Source organism: Rahnella sp. PD12R (assembly GCF_019200965.1).
Lineage (GTDB): Bacteria > Pseudomonadota > Gammaproteobacteria > Enterobacterales > Enterobacteriaceae > Rahnella > Rahnella laticis.
The window spans coordinates 205,333-223,724 of sequence record NZ_JAHTMS010000007.1 but is presented as its reverse complement, the minus strand read 5'-3'; the positions used below and the strand labels follow the sequence as shown (position 1 = coordinate 223,724).

The following is an 18,392-nucleotide window of genomic DNA, read 5'->3' as shown; positions in this document are numbered from 1 at the left end:
TGATTCGCTTCACAAAAATTTATTTTAATCCTTAAATTCATCCTGCCGCACTGTTTTTTATTCCCAAACCGGTTATGTTTATTTCCGGATTGTTACTGCATAGGCAGGCAAAACCTGAACTGAAATTTCCCGCTTCCCGGGAGATATCGGCTCAGGTTTTTTTTTGCCTTTTATAAATGCACCCTGAAAAAACTGGCCTGATGGAACATTCGCTATGGAAAAGCACGCTCTGGCACTGATAACCGGTATTCTATGTTCACCCTCGCTGGCCTTTGCCGGTATAGATGACCTCGCGGAAACCGGTTTTATAAAAAACAGCTCCCTCGATTTAGGAACGCATAATATATGGAAATATCTTGATGAAGGTGAAACGGATAAACGCAATGTTCACTCCGCGTGGGGGCAGGGGCTGGCACTGGATTATAAGTCAGGCTATTTAGCCGACGCTGTTGGCGTCGATGCCTCTTATTATGGCGTGATTAAACTGGCGGCTGCCGATAATTTTGCGTCAAGAGGGATTTTGTATGATGACGATGGTCAGGCTAAAGGCTTTAATAAACTGGGGCAGTTTTTCGGTAAAGCGAAATTCTCGCAGTCAGGCGTCGAAGGCAATCTGTATGGCGGCTGGAAACTCATCAAACTGGGTGTGCTGACCACCTCAATGCGCGCCGCGCCCAACACGTATAACGGCTGGAGCGGCGACCTGACTTATGACGCCTACCGACTGCGGCTGGCGTATCTGACCAAATCGCTGAACCGTGATTCGCCGGATAAAGTGAATTTCATGACCAGCGACGGCCATGCGATTGACTCGATTTACACCGGCGATGTTCAGTTCAAAACCGACATCCTGACGGCGCTCTATTTCTACGGTGAGAGTGAGGACTATTTACGCAGAAACGGGCTTGAGCTGAATCTGAAACAAAACAAATCGTTGTCCTACAGCGTGCAGATTTATATGACGCAGGCGCTGGATAAATGGGACAGCATGGCGAATAACAAAAAGGACTTCGATCATCGCGCCAGTCATTATGCCGCGGACATGACGTGGAAATATAACGGCTGGACAACCAAAGGCGGGCTGGCTTATACCGACGCGAATAAAGAGGGCGGGATCGGCATGTATCCCCGACATATGAGTAAAAACTCGCGCGGTACGTTTAATTCGATGACCACGGCCGGGCTCGATTATATGCGCGACGAGGAAAAAGTATTGTCGCTGGATGTTGGCTATCACATCACACCGGAATTAGTCCTGGGTATCAATACACATTACGGCTTCTTTGATTTCCAGGGGCAGCCGGTGAAAGAGGGGGAATTAAACGTCTACACACTGTGGAAACCGGCGTCGAAAAAACTCAAGGACTTATCTGTTTTCGCCATGATAGGCCCCGGCAGAACCTATGAACATAAAGGGACTTCACCGATTGTCGATCATCACGGAAATATCAAAAGTGCCGACAGTTTTGCGGCGGAGTTTCGTCTGGATTACAAATTCAACATATTTTAATCAGCACGCTTAAAAGGACATTACGATGAAAAATACGCTCTGGAAAACACTGATCTCATTTTTAGTCTTCGGATTTATGAATGTGCAGGCCGCGCCAGTTCCTGCGTCTTCGGCGCAGGCAACGCCGGAGAAAGACGTCGTCACGTTTTACGTCACGCGTCACGGCAAAACCTTATTTAACACGGCGCACCGCGCGCAGGGCTGGTCCGATACGCCGCTCACGGCCGCCGGTGTTTCTGTGGCAGAAGATCTCGGACGTGGCCTGAAAGGCATTCCGTTTACCGCCGCCTGGTCCAGTGACTCCGGCCGCGCACGCCAGACGGCAAAAATCGCGCTGACCTTCGCCGGGCAGACGTTACCGGTGACGGAAGATGAGCGTCTGCGCGAAACGTTTTTCGGCCCTTATGAAGGCGAGCTTGACGCTGTCATGTGGGCACCCGTGGCGAAGAAACTCGGCTTTGCAGACCTCAGCGCTGTAACGCAGGCGCTGTCAAAAGGGCAGATTACCCTCGAAACCATGATGAATACGCTGGCCGCCGTTGACCCGTCGCACACCACCGAAAACGCCACGCAGGTAAAAACCCGTATGCAGGCCGCGCTGCAAGATATCGCGCAGAAAACCCTTGCCGGAGGCGGCGGTAACGTCCTCATTGTGTCGCACGGCATGGCCATTATGGCGATGCTGGAAGCCATGACGCCCGAAGAAAACCTGCGCGCGCCTTTGCAAAACGCCAGCGTCACGGTGATCACGTATAAAAGCGGTAAATTCACCGTCGGTAAAGTCGGTGATATGCAGTTTGTGGAGAAAGGGAAACTACAAAACTAATCCGCTGCAAACTGATTCATGATCAGCACAAGCTTATCCAGGATTTCACTGAAGAGATGCTCGCTGAAAGGGGCGAGCATCGGCATCATCAGGCCGATGGCCAGAATGCCGATACTGAGGGTTAACGGGAAGCCGATAACAAATACGGAAAGCTGCGGCGTAACGCGGTTTAACAGGCCGAGCGCCATGTTGAGCGTGAGCAGCAGCGTCACAATCGGTAATGCCAGCATCAGGCCACCGCTGAAGATAATGCTGCCCGCTTTCGCCACGGCCATAAAACCTTCGGCGTTGACCGGATTCGGGCTGATGGGAAGCGTGTGGAAACTGTCGGCGAGCAGGGAAATCAGCCACAGATGGGCGTTGAAACTCAGGAAAAGCAGGACGGCCAGCAGGTTCAGAAATTGCGCCAGAAGCGGGGTGTTCAGGCGGTTGCTGGGGTCGTAAAACGTTGCAAAAGAAATACCCATTTGCAGCCCCATGATTTCACCGGCCATGCGGATGGCGGCAAATGCCAGCTGCATCGTGATGCCCAGCGCGGTGCCGATCATGATTTGCTGCATCGCCAGCCACAGCGCTGGTGTGGAAAATATCGGGGTATCGACAGGCGGCAGCGAAGGCGCAATCAGAAAGGTGATCATCATGCCCAGACCGAGTTTGACGCGGTTCGGGACGGATTTCTCGCTGGTAATCGGCGCGGTGCTGATCAGGGCCAGGATCCTTAGCAGCGGCCAAAAATATAGGCTGAGCCATCCGGCCAGTTGCGTACTGTCGAAGGAAACCATGGATTAACCGATGATGTAAGGCAGGTTGGAAAACAGCGTACGCATGTAATCGAGCAGCAGATTCAGCATCCACGGACCGGCGATTACGATGGTCGCGACCACGGCCAGAATTTTAGGAATGAAGGACAACGTTTGTTCGTTGATCTGCGTCGCCGCCTGCAACAGGCTGACGATAAGCCCAGTGACCAGCGCCGCGAGAAGCAGCGGTGCGGCAACGGCCAAAGCCACTTTCATCGCTTCATTACCTAATGCCATTACCGATTCAGGAGTCATTGCACAGTTCTCATAAAAGAAGACGGCTTAGCTCCCTCCCCTGCGAAGGGGAGGGTTGGGGTGGGGTATTAATGGTATCTCAGGCGTTGCCTGCTAAACCCCCTCCCGGCCTCCCCCTTCGCAGGGGGAGGAGCAATACGCCCATCAAGTCAGGCGTTTATTAACTGTAAAAACTCTGTGCCAGTGAACCGAGCAGCAGTTGCCAGCCGTCGACGAGCACAAACAGCATCAGCTTGAAGGGGAGTGAGATGGTGGCCGGTGGCACCATCATCATCCCCAGCGCCATCAGCACGCTGGCGACGACCAGGTCGATAATCATGAACGGAATGAACACGGTGAAGCCAATCTGGAATGCCGTTTTCAGTTCGCTGGTGACATAAGCGGGCAGCAGAATACGCATCGGTACCGCTTCGGGGCCCGCCAGCGGCGGGATGTTTGCCAGACGGGCATACAGCGCGAGGTCGCTTTCACGTGTCTGACGCAGCATGAACTGGCGCAGCGGCTGAGCGCCTTTGTCCATCGCATCCTGCATGGTGATTTTGTTTTCGGTAAACGGCTGATAGGCGTCTGTGTAGATTTTGTCGAAGACCGGCGCCATTACGAAAAAGGTCAGGAACAGCCCGAGCCCCAGCAGAACCTGGTTTGGCGGCGCGGACGGCGTACCCAGCGCATTTCGCAGCAGGCCAAGTACGATAATAATGCGGGTAAAACTGGTACACATCAGCAACATGGCGGGCAGCAGCGTCAGCGTGGTGATGAACATCAGCGTCTGAATGGGCAGCGACCAGTTCTGGGCACCATTGGACATCTGCTGGCTGATAATACCGGGCAACTGTGCGAACGCGGCCGGGCTGATGAACAGCAGCAGCGGCAGGCACAGGCGGGTGAACAGGCGAACAGGGCGCTGACGGGCAGCGGTAAAGGCGGATTTCATCAATTTGTTCACGGCGGACTGGGTCATGCCTGCTTTCCCGGACGTTTCAACATTTTTTGCATCAGCTGACGGAAATCCGCAGGCTGACTGTCTGTAGTGCCTGAATCCGGCGTTGGTACTTCCGGTGGCGCGCTCAGTGTGTGCAGCGGTGTGATGTTTTGCGCGGTCACGCCCAGCACCAGCCAGGTATTATCCACTTCCACGATCACCACTTTTTCGCTGCGACCTACCTGAACACTGGCCGTCACTTTCAGCAGTTTGTTATTTTTGGACTGCGGCGCGAAGCCGGTGCGTTTGGCCACCCAGCCGATACACAGGATCAGCAGCAGAATGCCGCCGAGCACCGTACTGACCTGTGTCAGTACAGAACTGGCGGGCAGTGCCTGGGCTGAAGTCTGCGTCGTGGCATGAGTCTGAGCACCCTGAACGTACGGAGAATCCGTGGCCGCCGTCTGGCTCATCAGCGGCTCAACCGGCGCATACGCTCGGACGGCGTGATGATGTCGGTGATGCGCACGCCATATTTGTCGGCGACAACCACGACTTCACCCTGAGCAATCAGGTAACCGTTGATGAGAATATCCAGCGGCTCACCGGCCAGGCCGTCGAGTGCGACAACAGAACCCTGCGACAGACGCAGCAGTTCTTTGATGGTCATTTTGGTACGGCCTAATTCCACGGTCAGTTTCACCGGAATATCGAGGATCATGTCGATATCCTGCAAACTGCCCGCTCCGTCCTGGGCACCCAGCGCGGCGAAAACACCCTCGGTTGACGCTTTGGCGCTGCCCGCAGATTGTTGTTCGTTAAACGCATCAGCCCATAAATCGTCAACGTTATCCGATCCGGCGTCAGACGGTTTATTGGTGTCACTCATGGGGCTGTTCCTCATCTAGAGAATTTAAAATTGGGTTGATCAAATGTTCAACGCGCAGGGCGTATTGTTCGTTTATGGTGCCGTACTGGCTGGTCAGCACCGGAACGCCGTCGACGTGTGCAATCAGACGATCCGGTTTTTCAATCGGCAGAACATCACCCGGTTGCAGTTTCAGGATCTGAGACAGGCGCAACGGGATTTCAACGAAATTCGCCACCAGCTCCAGTTCAGATTGCTGAACCTGATGCACCAGGTTTTCACGCCACTGACTTTCTTCATGACGGGAGTTTTCGACCGGCGGATTGGTCAGCAACTCGCGTAACGGTTCAATCATGCTGAACGGAATACAGATGTTGAAATCACCGCTCAGCGCACCGATTTCCACGTGGAACGGCGTGGTGACCACGATATCGTTCGGGGATGAGGTGATGTTAGTGAACTTGATCTGCAATTCAGCACGGACATATTCCACGCTCAGCTTGTAAACGCCGCTCCACGCATCTTCGTAGGCGTCGAGCGCCAGCGTCAGCATGCGTTTGATAACGCGCTGTTCGGTATGAGTAAATTCGCGGCCTTCCACTTTTGTCGGGAAACGGCCATCACCGCCAAACAGGTTATCCACCGCGATGAAGACCAGGCTTGGCGCGAACACAAACAGCGCCGTGCCGCGTAAGGGCTTCAGGTGGATCAGGTTCAGGTTGGTCGGCACCGGCAGGTTGCGGGCAAAGTCATGGTAAGGCTGGATTTTGATCGGCCCGACCGTGATATCCGGGCTGCGACGCAACAGGTTGAACAGCCCCATACGGAAGTGACGGGCAAAACGCTCGTTAATGATTTCCAGCGCCTGCAACCGCTCACGCACAACGCGACGTTGCGTCGTGGGGTCAAAAGGTTTTACACCGTCGTCCGACGCTTTGGCTTGTGCCGCGCTTGCCGACTCGGCTGCGCTGTCACTGTCGCCATTAAGCAGTGCGTCGATCTCGGCCTGTGAAAGAATGCTGTCGCCCATAATTTGTTTATCGCAGTATGAAAGCAGTGAAAAGCACGTCGTTGATCACCTGAGGTGGCTGACCTTTGACCAGTGGCGCGTCCAGAACCTGTTTGATGTCCTGCACCAGTTGTTGTTTGCCGGTTTCGCTGGCGAGATCCGCCGTCTTCTGGCGGGACAGGAGCAGCAGCAGACGGCTGCGAACTTCAGGCAGGTATTCATTGAGAATAGCCCGATTCTGTTCATCGGGCAGACGCAGGGTCAGGCCGATGTACAACACGCGGTCAGGATCATTATCCGGCGTTTGCAGGTTAACGGTAAAGGTATCCAGTGCCAGGAAGATCGGCGCCGCAGGGGGCTCGCTCTTCTTCACTTCAGCCGCGCTACCGTTCGCAGGCTGCTGTTTGTGCATCATCCACCAGGCGTAACCGGCCGCACCACAGGCTCCAAGGGTAATGAGTAACAGCAGAATCATCATTAACGGCCGCTTTTTTTTCTTACGCGACGCCGTGAGAGCAGAGTCAGACATGGATGAGGCGATTTCCTGTAAGTATGAGCAGACTGGAGTGAGGAGCACCGGACTGCTGAGTCAATTCTGAGAATGATTATCCCGCTTATCCTGTTGTTCAATAGTCAGAATAGGCGGGGTAAATAAGGTCAGCTCTGCCGTTTGAATTAAGGGAGAACTGACCGGCTGCAATTATCTGAAACAATTTTGCGAGGTTTTACGCATCTGCAAAACGCTACGCAAAGATATCCACGCTGTTATTTCCGCCAATCCTTTGCGCAATAGAAGCCGGAACCGGCAGGGCGTCACCGGCCGATGTACTGCTGCCGGAATTGAAAGCCGCCCAGCTTGATGCGTCACCCTGAGGCGTGCCGGACTGCGAACTTTGCTGCTGAGCCTGCTGCCATTGCGAACTGTCACTGCCGACGCTGCTTTGCCCCAGGCTGATGCCGCTGTCGGCCAGCGCGGTTTTCAGCTCTGGCATCGCGGCTTCAAGGGCGGAACGAACGCCGCTGTGGCCGGACACAAAGTGCAGCTGCGCCTGATTGTTCTCAATCTTCATGCTGATCTGAATGGAACCCAGATCTTCAGGATGCAGACGCAGTTGCGCCGTCTGTTGTCCCTGACGGTTAAACATCATCACCTGCTGACCGAGCTGCTGCTGCCATTCCGGCGTGCCCAGTTGGGCGTTCAGCACCGGCGTGGACGGCGCTGTGACGACGCTGGTGGTGGTTGGCGTCGTTGGAACGGAAGCAGAAGACACGGCAACGGCGGCGGTATTGAGCTGATTCAATGCCGTCGAATTGCTGTCGAGCGTACGGCTGTCGTTTTGCTGAACGGCTGCGGTGCTGTTTGCCGCCGCGCTCATTGACGCCAGTGCGCTGCTGAAATCAGCGGCATTGGTGGACGCCGCGCTTTTGCTGCTGGCGGCATGCTGTGAAGACGTTGAGGCGACAGAGGCTGCATTACCCGAAGCGGTTGCCGCGGTTTTCGGATCGGTGTCGGTCACTGCGGCGGTTTTACCGTCGCCGGTCAGAAGCGATGACGCCGTGACGTTCAGGCCGGAAAGCAGGGTGCTGGCGTTCTGCGCGCGCGTGGTGTCGTCGCTGGCCGTCTGTGTGGCAGCCGCGGTCACGGCCTGAATCTGCTGCGCAGGCTGTTGCTGTACCGCCAGCTGGGCGAACAGCGCCTGAATGCTGGCATCCGCAGAATCGGTATCTTTGTCTTTGTCACTCAGCGCGATGTCTTTCACCGACGTTCCCTTCAGGCTGCCGGTCGGCAAAACCTGAATGGCGGCGATCATTTTGCTCAGATCGCTGTCATCGAGCATCAGACTGCCGTCTTTCTCGCCGGTGGTGACCGCCTGCGTCAGCGTGTCTTTATCCACCGTTTCTCCTTTGGCGCTGATTTGCTGCCCGAGTTTCGCCAGTGCGCTGGTGAGTTTCGGATCCAGTTTTGAGCCCAGCTGGGCTTCGAGCTGGCTGGCAAAATCTGCCGGAGACGACGCGGTGCTGTCGCCGGTCGCCGTGACGTCAGTCGCGCTGCTGGCGGATGAACTGCCGGTCGCTGCGCTCGTGGTCGTCTTTGCCGTGGTGACGGCAGCAGGCAAAATATTCAGATTCATGGATTTTTCTTCCTGTGTGCGCTGCGCTGGGCGAACTCATCGTTCTGTTTTTGATCAATCTTGTTTTCCAGAGAACGTTGCTGCTCGCTGGCCCGGGATTGCAATGTCTGGTACGCATTCAGCCGCTGTTGCTTTTCCTGCCACTGGTGAACGGCTGCATTGAGCCGCTGATCCCACTGTTGTAATTGTTTGCGGTGCTGTTCAATCGCCACTTCCAGCGTACCGATGAACTGCTGGTAGTTCTGCCAGGTGTTCGCCGCTATGCCGCCTGTCATGGTGGAATTGAGTTTTTCGCGATATTCACGCTGATAGTTGAGCAGCATCGTGAGCTGCTGTTCAGCCTGATTATGCGACTGCCTGATCTGGCCTAAATTGTTGGTCGCCTGATCCAGCGCTTTTTGCGCCAGAGAACAAAGGGTGATCAATGGTGATGCGTTTTCCATCTGATTTACCTTTATTGATTAGAGAGTTAGCCAGGGAACAACATATTGAGTTCCAGACAGGCGTCTTCGTAAGTGCTGCGTTCCATGATGTCCTGCTGGAGAAAATTCTCCATTTGCGGATACAGCCTGATGGCGCGATCCAACATCGGATCGCTGCCTGCGGCGTAGGCGCCGACGCTGACCAAATCACGGTTGCGCTGGTAGCTGGACAACAGTTGTTTGAAATTACGTACGCGCCCGTACTGGGCGTCATCGATCAGCGATGTCATGGCACGGCTGATAGAAGCTTCAATATCGATGGCCGGATAATGGCCGGATTCGGCTAAACGGCGTGACAGCACCACGTGGCCGTCGAGAATGGCGCGCGCGGAGTCGGCGATAGGATCCTGCTGGTCATCGCCTTCAGTCAGTACGGTATAAAACGCCGTGATCGAGCCGCCGCCGGTGATGCCGTTACCGGCGCGTTCAACCAGCGCGGGCAATTTGGCAAACACGGAAGGCGGATAGCCTTTGGTCGCGGGCGGTTCGCCGATGGCCAGCGCGATTTCACGCTGCGCCATGGCATAACGGGTCAGGGAATCCATGATCAGCAAAACGTGCTGGCCGCGGTCGCGGAAATCTTCGGCGATGCGCGTGGCATAGGCGGCGCCCTGCATGCGCAGAAGTGGCGAAACGTCGGCGGGCGCGGCGATAACCACCGAACGGGCGCGACCTTCGTCACCTAAAATATTTTCGATAAAATCTTTCACTTCGCGGCCACGTTCACCAATCAGCCCGACCACGATGACGTCGGCTTTGGTGTAGCGCGCCATCATGCCGAGCAGCACGGATTTCCCGACGCCGGAACCGGCGAACAGGCCCATACGCTGGCCACGCCCGACGGTCAGCAATGCGTTAATGGCGCGCACGCCGACGTCAAGTACGTCGGTGATCGGCGTACGTTGCAGCGGGTTAAACGGCGGAGTGATGAGCGCAGCGCGATAGCCGGTGTCCGGCGGCGGTAAACCGTCGAGCGGTTTGGCACTGCCGTCGAGTACGCGACCAAGCAACTGCGGGCCGAGCGGAAGTTGTTTACCGGCAGTCTGGCCGTCGGCGGCAATCCGGGCATAAACCCGTGCGCCCGGCAAAATTCCTTCGACTTCTTCCAGCGGCATCAGAAACAGGCTCTGGCCGTTAAAACCGACCACTTCACTTTCCACTTCCTGCACCACCGGGCCGTCGTGACGTTCAATCAGACAGGTCGCGCCCAGCGGTAACTGCAATCCGGTGGCTTCCAGCACCAGACCGGTCGCCCGCGTCAGACGGCCGTAGCGGCGGACGGACGGCGTGCGGGCCATGCGCTTTTCCGCATCATCCAGCGTTTTCAGCAGGCGGCTCAGGCGGGCGGTCATCAGAGATCTCCCGGTGCGGCAAGGCGGCACAGTTCATGCCAGCGGGTTGCCAGCGAGGCATCCATATCGCCATCTTCTGCGCTGACTTTGCAGCCACCGGCGTGGATCTGGCTGTCGGCCAGCAGACGCCAGCCGTTCATGCTCAGGGTGGAACCAAGCTGTTGTTCGACGCGCTCGAAATCTGCCGGATTAACGCGCAGCTGCGGTTTGCCCTTGAACATCGGTTCCTGCTGAATCAGCTGCTGTATCTGGTTGAGCAGGGCAGAACCGTCACAAATCGGTGCCTGCCCGATAATCTGTTTGGCCGCCGTCAGCGCCATCTGCATCAGGCGCGAGGCGATCACGCTGTCCAGCGCGTCCAGCGTTTGCTGGAAATCGGACACCATGTGCTGCCAGTGTTCGGTCAGAACGGCCTGCTGTTGCTGGCCTTCCTGTATTCCCTGCTGCTGTCCGGCTTCCTGACCCTGCTGAAAACCGGCGGCGTAACCCTGTTTCTGCCCGGCTTCCAGACCTTGCTGGAAACCCTGCTGTTCAGCGCGACGTTGCAGGTTAAGCAACTCATTCTGATCCACCTGAAGTTTTGGCAGACCGTCGTCCTGTTCTTCTTCGCCTTCGGCCAGCAAAGGTTCGTCAGGCGTGGTGAACACCGGCACGGCCAGGTCACCCGGTTTCCAGGGCTGCCACGGCAGGGCGTTGATGCGCTCGGCATTACGCTCTTCGGCGGTTTTCTTTTCCGGAGCAGGCTGGCCGGACATCGGATTATCAGACATAAGAATCCTCGCCGCCGCCAACCATCATTTCGCCGGACTCTGCTAAGCGGCGAACCGTTTGCAGAATCGCTTTCTGTTCGTTCTCGACCAGAGACATACGCATCGGCCCGCGGTTTGCCAGGTCGTCGCGCAGGATATCCGCCGCACGCTGGGACATGTTGCGCAGGAACTTGTCGCGCAGTGGCTGTTCCGCACCTTTCAATGCAACCAGCAACGATTCGCCTTCGACTTCCTGCAACAGGCGCTGGATGCTGCGGTCGTCCACGTCCACCAGGTTTTCGAACAGGAACATCTCGTCGATAATTTTCTGTGCCAGTTCGCCGTCGTAACCACGAACCGCTTCGATAACGGCTTCTTCCTGCTGCGTTTTCATCAGGTTGATGATTTCTGCCGCAGTACGAACACCACCCATCTTCGCCCGTTTGAGGTTCTGTCCGTCGAGCAGGTTGTTCAGCACTTCGGTCAGTTCCGCCAGCGCCGCCGGCTGGACACCGCCGAAGGTGGCGATACGCAGCATCACGTCGTTGCGCAGACGCTCGTCGAACAGGGCCAGAATATCGGCAGCCTGACCGCGTTTGAGATGGACCAGGATGGTGGCGATAATCTGCGGATGTTCGTCGCGGATAAGATCGGCCGCCATCTGCGGTTCCATAAAGTTGAGCGTTTCCATGCCGCTGGTGGTTTCGCGCGATTCCAGAATATCTTCCAGCAGGCTGGAGGCACGTTCCTCGCCCAGCGCTTTGGTCAGAACCGAACGCAGGTATTCGCTGGTGTTGACGCTCAGCGCAGCGTACTGCTCTGACTCGTCTTCGAACTCGTTCAGCACTTCCGCCAGCTGCTTGTTGGAAATCTGATGGATATTCGCCATCGCGCCGCTGATTTGCTGAACTTCGCGAGGGGAGAGGTGCTTGAACACCTCCACCGCACGGTCTTCACCCAGGGTTATCATCAAAATGGCGCTTTTTTCGGTGCCGGTCATAGTCATGATTGTTCGGTACTCATCCATTGGCGGATAACCAGGGCGACGATACGAGGATCCTTATCGGCCAGCTCCTGAACACGTTGGGTCTGAACTTCGACGCTGACACGCTGCTGAGAACGTTTACGTTTCTCCAGCTCGTCGTTGCTGAGTTTGACCGGCTTGCTGCCTTCAGGCTGTGGCATCGCTGCTGCGATGGCCGCGGCGGCTGCCGCATCTTTCTCTGCCTGTTGTTTGCGCAGCATCGGACGAACCATCTTGCGCCACAGCAGCCAGGCAACAATCAGCACCAGCAACCAGCGACCTGCGTTGAGCAGCTGATCGAAGAACGCCTGTTGTTTCCAGAACGGCAGCTCACCGGAATCATCAGCCGCTTCGTTGAACGGTGTATTCACCACGTTCAGCGTATCGCCACGTTCCTGCGAGAAGCCCATGGCTTCACGAACCAGATCATCAATTTTCTTCAGCTGTTCGTCGGTCAGTGGCTTCGCTTTGCCATCTGTCCCGACCTGATAGTTGACGACCACCGCCGCGGACAGGCGTTGTACGGCACCCGCGCTGTGCTGCGTATGGGTGATTGTGCGGTCAACTTCGTAGTTGGTGGTTTCATCACGACGGCTGTTCGACGGAACGGTTGAACGGTTTGCCGTGTTGTTTTGCGTATTGTTCTGTGCGTTGTTACCGGCCTGATTCTGTGCACCGTTGGCGTTGTTCGCCGCAGGAGGATTGGTGACAGGCGCGGTCGCGGCCGGCGCAGGCTGGTTGCTTAATGCACCCGGTACGCCGCCGACGGCTGTGCCGCCAATCTGGTCACTGGTGCTCAGCTGACGTGAACGGACAGCGGCTTTTTCCGGCGTACCGTTTGGCTGGTAATTCTCGTCAGTCTGTTCGCGGCTGGCGTAGTCGATTTGCGCGGTGATTTGCGCGTGAACGTTACCGTTGCCGACCACCGGCTGGAGGATAGATTCGATACGACGCTGCAGGCGGCCTTCAACTTCGTTGGCATATTTCAGCTGGGAAGCATTCAGGTCACGCCCGTTGTTGTCCGACTGCGTCAGCAGATGTCCGCTCTGATCGACCACGGTGACGTTGGCAGGCGGTAAACCTGACACGCTGCTCGACACCATATAAACGATGGCGTTGATCTGACCGTCATCCAGCGCACGACCCGGCTGTAAATTCAGGGTCACGGAAGCGGAGGGGTTTTTCTGTTCGCGGACAAACAAGGAAGGTTTTGGAATGGCTAAATGGACGCGGGCGCTGCCGACCGGGCCCAGAGTTTCGATAGTGCGGGAGAGTTCACCTTCCAGCGCGCGCTGATAGTTGATTTGCTCGCTGAACTGGCTGATGCCGAATTTTTCCTGATCCATCAGCTCAAAGCCGACTGCGCCACCTTTCGGCAAACCGGCGGAAGCCAGTTTCAGACGCGTTTCATACACTTTATCTGCCGGGATTAACAGGGCTGCGCCGTTTTCTGAAAACTGATAAGGGATGTTCATCTGCGTCAGTTGGGTGACTATGGCACCGCCGTCCTGATCGCCCAGATTGCTAAACAGCACCTTATAGGTGGGCTGTTTTGCCCACAGCATCATGACAACAACAATGGCCAGGGCAGCCGCAGCGGCGATGGCGATAGGAATTTTTGGGTTGGCGCGCAGGCGATTAAGCAACGCAGTAAAACCGTTTGGAGAGGTTTCTGCGCCGGCTATTGCGGAACTCATACAAGATCCCTATTTAGCTGTTGAATGGTGATGTTCATGTTGTCTCTTAACAAAACAGACTCCCAAGTGCGCAATCGTTGAAGCGTGACATTTTTCAGTCCTCCGTACAGGCAGGCCTATTTTCTAGGTGAGCCATTATTTGCCGCTAAAGGCAAAGTTAATGGCCCGATAAGCCATGGTTTTTAGGTTCAATTACCGCGTTTAGGAAAAAACTGATGTGATAGGGTGTCATTCCATGAAAGAAGCCTTTTGTTCACCGACACAGCAATAAGCGGAGAAAACATGTCAATTCAAGGCATTGAGAGCGTTTTACAGCAGATGCAGGCCACCGCCATCAAGGCAGGCGCAACCCCTCAGACGGATACGACGTCAGAAGCGGGTTTTGCCAGCGAACTGAAAGCGGCATTAGGCAAAATCAGCGAGACGCAAAACAACGCAAAACTGGAATCCGAAAAGCTGGAGATGGGCGTTCCCGGCGTAAGCCTGAACGACGTGATGGTGGATTTGCAGAAATCGTCAATTTCACTGCAACTGGGTATTCAGGTGAGAAATAAACTGGTGACGGCGTACCAGGATGTCATGAATATGTCGGTGTAAGCCGCTAACCTGCTGAAAATTCTATAGATGAGTTGTTACCTGTGGCCTGAAAGGGCATGGCGGGGACAACGTCATGGGTTTTTTGGCAGGAAAAACGAAAAGGAAGGGCACTGCGAAGCATTACGCAAAAAAATTAATAATCATCTTCCGAGTCTTTTGCTGCCGACCTGAAGATAAACCAGGCTGCTAACCCGATAATCGCCAACGCGATGAGTACTATAAGAATAATTTTCACTGGTATGCCCGCTCTCAATTTTCCGCGATCGTCTCGCGAATAGGCCTGTAATTCCAATGGGTATAACCGATCGTTATCATTATTTTGATCGTCAGTACCGATCAATTCTGAGAGCATTCACGCCATGCCGGGACATGTATTCTCTCAGTCTAGATTGTTATCGGACATTACCATGCCAAACATTATGTTTCCGTTACGGTTTGTACAAAGTGATCACCTGCGCTTGTAAACGAAAACCGTGATTCTCAAAATAAATGTTACCGGTGTCACAAAATTGTCCTTTGCATGTGCAGGTTTATTTGCAAGAATCGCAAAAAAAATCGCTTCACCTGCAAAAGCACCTCCATAAAAAAATGATAATCCGTCCTCCGCGTCACTGGTTCTTGCGTTTGTTCGCCTGGCATGGCTCTGTGCTGCCCAGCATTATGTTCCGCCTCAGTCTGAATTTATTGATGTCACTCGCTGCCATTCTCAGCCTTCCCTGGTATGAGACGCTCGGCGTTAAGCTCACGCTGGCGCCGTTCAGTTTGCTGGGTGTGTCGATTGCGATCTTCCTCGGGTTTCGTAACAGCGTGGCGTATTCGCGGTATATCGAGGCGCGCCAGCTGTGGGGCGGGTTGCTGATTGCCTGCCGAACGATGCAAAGCCAGGTAATGGCGGTGTGTCCGGGCGAAGCGCAGCGCGTGACGACCCTGCTGCTGGCGTTCTGCTACAGCCTTAAACATCAGCTGCGTCACAGCGATCCGCGGCCTGATCTCGAACGCCTTTTGGGAGAAGATGCAGAAGATATTTTGTCACGCCGCGCGCCGACCAATATGGTGCAGCTGAGGATGTCGCAGTGGCTGGCCGAACGGCGCCGCAGCGGGGAGTTGTCGGATATCGTCTACACCCACATGGACACCACGCTGTTGCAGCTTTCGCAGGTCGTCGGCGGGTGCGAGCGTATTGTCAGCATGCCAATCCCGTTTGCTTACGGGCTTTTGCTGCACCGCACGGTCTATCTGTTCTGTAGCTTATTGCCGTTCGCGCTGGTGGTGGATTTGCATTACATGACGCTGCTGGTTTCAGGGTTTATTTCGTACAGTTTCCTGTCGCTCGATACGCTGGCGGAAGAGCTGGAAATGCCTTTCGGCTATGCCAATAACCATCTGCCGATGGACGCGATGTGTACCAATATCGAAATTAATCTGCGTGAGATGAACAACCAGACTCAGTTGCCGGATACGCCGGTGCCGGATCGTCATTACCGTCTTTCCTGATTTTTTAACGGGCGCACGGAATGGTTATTTTGTGCGCTAAAGCGTGGCACTTTTCTGAAGGTTCACGATACTGTCATAATGATGAAACAAAAGTGAAATAGGATATTCGGGCAATTACAACTCCCTCCATTCTCACGAGGTATTTATGTCAGTCGTTCAGGCCAAATCATTAAACGAAGCCGAAGAGCTGCTTAATTCCGGTATGGTGAAAAAAGTCGAACTGGCTTTTAGTATTAACAGTGATGAGTTTTTCAAACTTGCGCTGGAATGTGGCGACCGCGGTGCCAAGATCACTAAAGGCAAAAAATTCTTCGTTATCACCCTGAAAAAATGGGTTATTCCTTCCAATGAAATCCCTGCCTCGAAAAGCAATGTCCTGATGTAATCTGCTTTTCACGTCTCCATAACCCTGTCACAAGGCAGCGTTATGGAGATATTTTTCTGTCTATCCCCGGTGTTTCTTCGCTTTCTCAGGCCACCGATTTCATCATATACACGCTGAGCGGATCCGGCGAGATACGATAATCGCCAAACGCTTCTGTGCGCGCGTACCCCAGCTTTTCATACAGCGTAATGGCTTTTTCCTGAAACACGCCGGTTTCTAAAAACAAATCCCGATAGCCCAGGGCTTTCAGTTTGCTTTCCATTGCGTCAACCAGCAGTGAGGCAATGCCTTGCCCGCGATAAAGCGGATTCACATAGACCCGTTTCATCTCAGCAATCGGTTTTTCATGCCCTTCAGGCCGCGAAATATACAAACATGCGCATCCTGCCCAGTCATCGTCTACCCGCGCCATAAAACAGAAAATTTCACCCGCATCGAGCGTGGTGACGTTAATTCCCTGAAAGGATTCCGGCGGGTAGAGCGGGTATTGATAAGCATCCAGCTCTGCAATCAGTCGTGTCAGATGCGGATGATTCGCATCGGTTTCAAAAATCTGGGCACTCACAGCGCGGGCTCTCAATGCAACAAAATGGATTCATATTCTTAACCGAAATTACATCGAAAACAAGCGGCTGGGGGAGTGCAGCGAAGCCTGTATCCGGCATTTGCCCCGAAAGAGTGTAAAAATTGATGACGTCTTGCGCATGTCTGTCAGAGTTGTCTGATTTGATCAAATATTGATCTTTTTATCGCGTATCTGTACTTCTTTTATGCAACATTTATCGGGAGTGATTAATGTATGTAATGAAATCACTCGGTGTGATTAATAGTTGATGTATGATTACTTCTGTAGGTAAAGCAGTACATTATAAGAGCATGATTGAAAGGATAAAATTATGGCTGTCTATCCTGTTGGCGTTTTTGTCACGCTTACTTTTACACCAGGTTTGTTTGAAGTTATCGCTGTTCTGGATGAAGTGACGCCGGTGCAGTATCAGGTCATTAATGTGGAAACGGGAAATGTGATCCGGGTGAATGAGAATTTCATACGCGGAATAGTCAAACCGTAGCCATGCTGGTTAAGTCAGGTATCAGGCCGGCCGAGGACACTCCTTTGGCCGGCCTTATTGTTATCACTCTGGCATTAAATTGTTAAAATCGTCTTCGTAGAGCGCTCGACATTCCCCGATAAACTCCGGGTATCCCAGCTCTGACGTCTGAACTTCCCGCCCCAGTCGTTTTTGCAAATCTTCGTGAAATCCTTCGAATTCGCCATGCAGGATCCCGGTAAATCCGGTCAGGATAATGCATTGCTCTGGCGTTAATTTTTTCACGGCGGATCCTTATCAATGGTGTAGAACTACGTTTTACGCGGCAACGCGAGGACAACAGCGGTGTACGAAACGTCGTTCATAAAAAAAATGCGTAAAGAGAGAAGTGCTTCACGCCGGTATCCGGCAGGACGCGGCAACATATTCTATCCTGTAATTAATCCCACTGGAAAACAAGGAGTCACCTATGGATCAGGATCTGTTTGAACAGGCACCACTGCCGCTGCTTACCCGGTTTCAGGTGGGCGATCGCGTAAAATTACTCACTTTCCCGGTGGGCGTTCATCCGGCCAGTTATCAGCTGGATGTGGCGATTACGCAAATTCAGGACGGGGAATTCGAAGGGGAGATTGTCCGTATTGCGCCGCTCGGGCGTTTAGGGCATCACGAAGCGCATTTCACGATTGGTGGGCACGTCGCCTTTTACGCCCGAAACATTCAGGGCATGGCCGCCTGAATTCATGGGCTGAATGTCTGACGGCCGAAAGCCCTCAGAAAGCAAAAACCCCGCTTAAAAGGGCGGGGTTCGTTTAGGCTCGTACTTTTGGATATACTTTTGTTTCTTACATCATCGGCTTAACGTGTTTGGTGAGCGCCTGGGTGGTCAGTTCATCGGCCTGAATTTTCGAACAATTTCCGCAATAACCGACCAGATACCAGTTTCCGTCAGCCCCTTTTTCAGGCTTCACTTTATAGCGCTCGTTCTGTTTACCGTAAAATTCACGTTCTGCGTTTTGTGATGCATCTTCCCAAAAACACAACGAAAACTGATGTTGTTTATCAACATGCCGTTGTCCGTTGCGGCTTCCACCTATCAATAAATAATGATACTCAGACATGCATCCTCCTTTTCCCAATGGGGGGTAATAATCCTCACTACAGTGTAAAACTCATTTCACCTGGATAACTCACCCGAAAGACTGCACAAGAAGACAACAAAAGGGCGCGAAAAAGGCTGC

General features: G+C 54.0%; 23 protein-coding genes. 7 read left to right on the top strand and 16 right to left on the bottom strand.

Annotation, left to right across the window (positions count from 1 at the left end):
- Positions 1-214 precede the first annotated feature (214 nt).
- Together KWG64_RS15700 and KWG64_RS15695 are read left to right on the top strand one after the other, a co-directional pair.
- On the top strand, positions 215-1,510 hold the full coding sequence (locus tag KWG64_RS15700; RefSeq protein ID WP_218522392.1) for an OprD family outer membrane porin: 1,296 nt from the start codon (positions 215-217) through the stop codon (positions 1,508-1,510).
- A 25-nt stretch (positions 1,511-1,535) separates the two neighbouring features.
- Positions 1,536-2,336 (top strand): histidine phosphatase family protein, encoded by an 801-nt coding sequence (locus KWG64_RS15695; RefSeq protein WP_218522391.1) that lies wholly within the window; start codon positions 1,536-1,538, stop codon positions 2,334-2,336.
- On the opposite strand, the gene fliR is transcribed toward KWG64_RS15695, so the two are convergent.
- The 13 genes from fliR to fliF all read right to left on the bottom strand — a co-directional run bounded on the left by fliR (position 2,333) and on the right by fliF (position 13,626).
- Positions 2,333-3,118: a flagellar biosynthetic protein FliR gene (gene fliR, locus KWG64_RS15690; protein WP_218522390.1), complete on the bottom strand. Its 786-nt coding sequence runs from the start codon at positions 3,116-3,118 to the stop codon at positions 2,333-2,335. The two genes, KWG64_RS15695 and fliR, sit on opposite strands and share 4 nt — an antisense overlap.
- Before the next feature lie 3 nt (positions 3,119-3,121).
- Entirely contained in the window at positions 3,122-3,391 is a 270-nt protein-coding gene (gene fliQ / locus KWG64_RS15685; protein ID WP_104922231.1) for a flagellar biosynthesis protein FliQ, read from the bottom strand.
- Between the two features lie 160 nt (positions 3,392-3,551).
- Complete coding sequence (gene fliP, locus KWG64_RS15680) at positions 3,552-4,325, bottom strand: flagellar type III secretion system pore protein FliP (RefSeq protein ID WP_255562205.1); 774 nt, start codon at positions 4,323-4,325, stop codon at positions 3,552-3,554.
- A gap of 23 nt (positions 4,326-4,348) precedes the next feature.
- Positions 4,349-4,786: a flagellar biosynthetic protein FliO gene (gene fliO, locus KWG64_RS15675; protein WP_218522389.1), complete on the bottom strand. Its 438-nt coding sequence runs from the start codon at positions 4,784-4,786 to the stop codon at positions 4,349-4,351.
- Entirely contained in the window at positions 4,786-5,202 is a 417-nt protein-coding gene (fliN, locus tag KWG64_RS15670) for a flagellar motor switch protein FliN (RefSeq protein ID WP_104922229.1), read from the bottom strand. Before fliN ends, fliO begins: the two co-directional genes overlap by 1 nt.
- Complete coding sequence (gene fliM, locus KWG64_RS15665; RefSeq protein ID WP_152326967.1) at positions 5,195-6,211, bottom strand: flagellar motor switch protein FliM; 1,017 nt, start codon at positions 6,209-6,211, stop codon at positions 5,195-5,197. The genes fliN and fliM overlap by 8 nt, the downstream gene beginning before the upstream one ends.
- Positions 6,212-6,218: 7 nt before the next feature.
- Positions 6,219-6,719, bottom strand: coding sequence for a flagellar basal body-associated protein FliL (gene fliL / locus KWG64_RS15660; protein ID WP_152326968.1), 501 nt, complete (start codon positions 6,717-6,719; stop codon positions 6,219-6,221).
- 214 nt (positions 6,720-6,933) lie between these two features.
- Positions 6,934-8,322, bottom strand: a complete 1,389-nt coding sequence (locus tag KWG64_RS15655) for a flagellar hook-length control protein FliK (RefSeq protein ID WP_218522388.1) — start codon at positions 8,320-8,322, stop codon at positions 6,934-6,936.
- The gene (gene fliJ / locus KWG64_RS15650; protein ID WP_195814651.1) at positions 8,319-8,765 is read right to left on the bottom strand and encodes a flagellar export protein FliJ; all 447 of its coding nucleotides are present in this window, start codon (positions 8,763-8,765) and stop codon (positions 8,319-8,321) included. The genes KWG64_RS15655 and fliJ overlap by 4 nt, the downstream gene beginning before the upstream one ends.
- 26 nt (positions 8,766-8,791) lie before the next feature.
- Entirely contained in the window at positions 8,792-10,156 is a 1,365-nt protein-coding gene (gene fliI / locus KWG64_RS15645) for a flagellar protein export ATPase FliI (RefSeq protein ID WP_195814652.1), read from the bottom strand.
- A complete protein-coding gene (fliH, locus tag KWG64_RS15640; protein WP_218522484.1) occupies positions 10,156-10,911 on the bottom strand; it encodes a flagellar assembly protein FliH in 756 nt (251 codons plus the stop codon). Before fliH ends, fliI begins: the two co-directional genes overlap by 1 nt.
- Before the next feature lie 7 nt (positions 10,912-10,918).
- Positions 10,919-11,914 (bottom strand): flagellar motor switch protein FliG, encoded by a 996-nt coding sequence (gene fliG / locus KWG64_RS15635; protein ID WP_193333183.1) that lies wholly within the window; start codon positions 11,912-11,914, stop codon positions 10,919-10,921.
- Complete coding sequence (gene fliF / locus KWG64_RS15630) at positions 11,908-13,626, bottom strand: flagellar basal-body MS-ring/collar protein FliF (RefSeq protein ID WP_218522387.1); 1,719 nt, start codon at positions 13,624-13,626, stop codon at positions 11,908-11,910. Before fliF ends, fliG begins: the two co-directional genes overlap by 7 nt.
- Before the next feature lie 282 nt (positions 13,627-13,908).
- Here fliF and fliE point away from each other — a divergent pair, with 282 nt between their 5' ends.
- The 3 genes from fliE (at position 13,909) to KWG64_RS15615 (ending at position 16,102) form a co-directional block, all read left to right on the top strand.
- Positions 13,909-14,223, top strand: a complete 315-nt coding sequence (gene fliE, locus KWG64_RS15625; RefSeq protein WP_152326975.1) for a flagellar hook-basal body complex protein FliE — start codon at positions 13,909-13,911, stop codon at positions 14,221-14,223.
- A gap of 588 nt (positions 14,224-14,811) precedes the next feature.
- Entirely contained in the window at positions 14,812-15,717 is a 906-nt protein-coding gene (locus KWG64_RS15620; RefSeq protein WP_195814654.1) for a bestrophin family protein, read from the top strand.
- 145 nt (positions 15,718-15,862) lie between these two features.
- A complete protein-coding gene (locus KWG64_RS15615; RefSeq protein ID WP_195823109.1) occupies positions 15,863-16,102 on the top strand; it encodes a hypothetical protein in 240 nt (79 codons plus the stop codon).
- An 85-nt stretch (positions 16,103-16,187) separates the two neighbouring features.
- On the opposite strand, the gene KWG64_RS15610 is transcribed toward KWG64_RS15615, so the two are convergent.
- Complete coding sequence (locus tag KWG64_RS15610; protein WP_195814656.1) at positions 16,188-16,667, bottom strand: GNAT family N-acetyltransferase; 480 nt, start codon at positions 16,665-16,667, stop codon at positions 16,188-16,190.
- A gap of 331 nt (positions 16,668-16,998) precedes the next feature.
- Between KWG64_RS15610 and KWG64_RS15605 the strand changes: the two genes are divergently transcribed.
- Positions 16,999-17,172 (top strand): hypothetical protein, encoded by a 174-nt coding sequence (locus tag KWG64_RS15605; RefSeq protein WP_165057865.1) that lies wholly within the window; start codon positions 16,999-17,001, stop codon positions 17,170-17,172.
- Positions 17,173-17,235: 63 nt separating this feature from the next.
- Here KWG64_RS15605 and KWG64_RS15600 read toward each other — a convergent pair whose 3' ends face one another.
- Positions 17,236-17,436: a hypothetical protein gene (locus tag KWG64_RS15600; protein ID WP_218522386.1), complete on the bottom strand. Its 201-nt coding sequence runs from the start codon at positions 17,434-17,436 to the stop codon at positions 17,236-17,238.
- A 184-nt stretch (positions 17,437-17,620) separates the two neighbouring features.
- Between KWG64_RS15600 and KWG64_RS15595 the strand changes: the two genes are divergently transcribed.
- On the top strand, positions 17,621-17,890 hold the full coding sequence (locus KWG64_RS15595) for a hypothetical protein (protein ID WP_152326980.1): 270 nt from the start codon (positions 17,621-17,623) through the stop codon (positions 17,888-17,890).
- Positions 17,891-17,996: 106 nt separating this feature from the next.
- Here KWG64_RS15595 and KWG64_RS15590 read toward each other — a convergent pair whose 3' ends face one another.
- Positions 17,997-18,272 carry a hypothetical protein gene (locus KWG64_RS15590; RefSeq protein WP_195814658.1) on the bottom strand — a complete coding sequence of 92 codons (276 nt, stop codon included), beginning with the start codon at positions 18,270-18,272 and terminating at the stop codon, positions 17,997-17,999.
- Between the last annotated feature and the right edge of the window lie 120 nt (positions 18,273-18,392).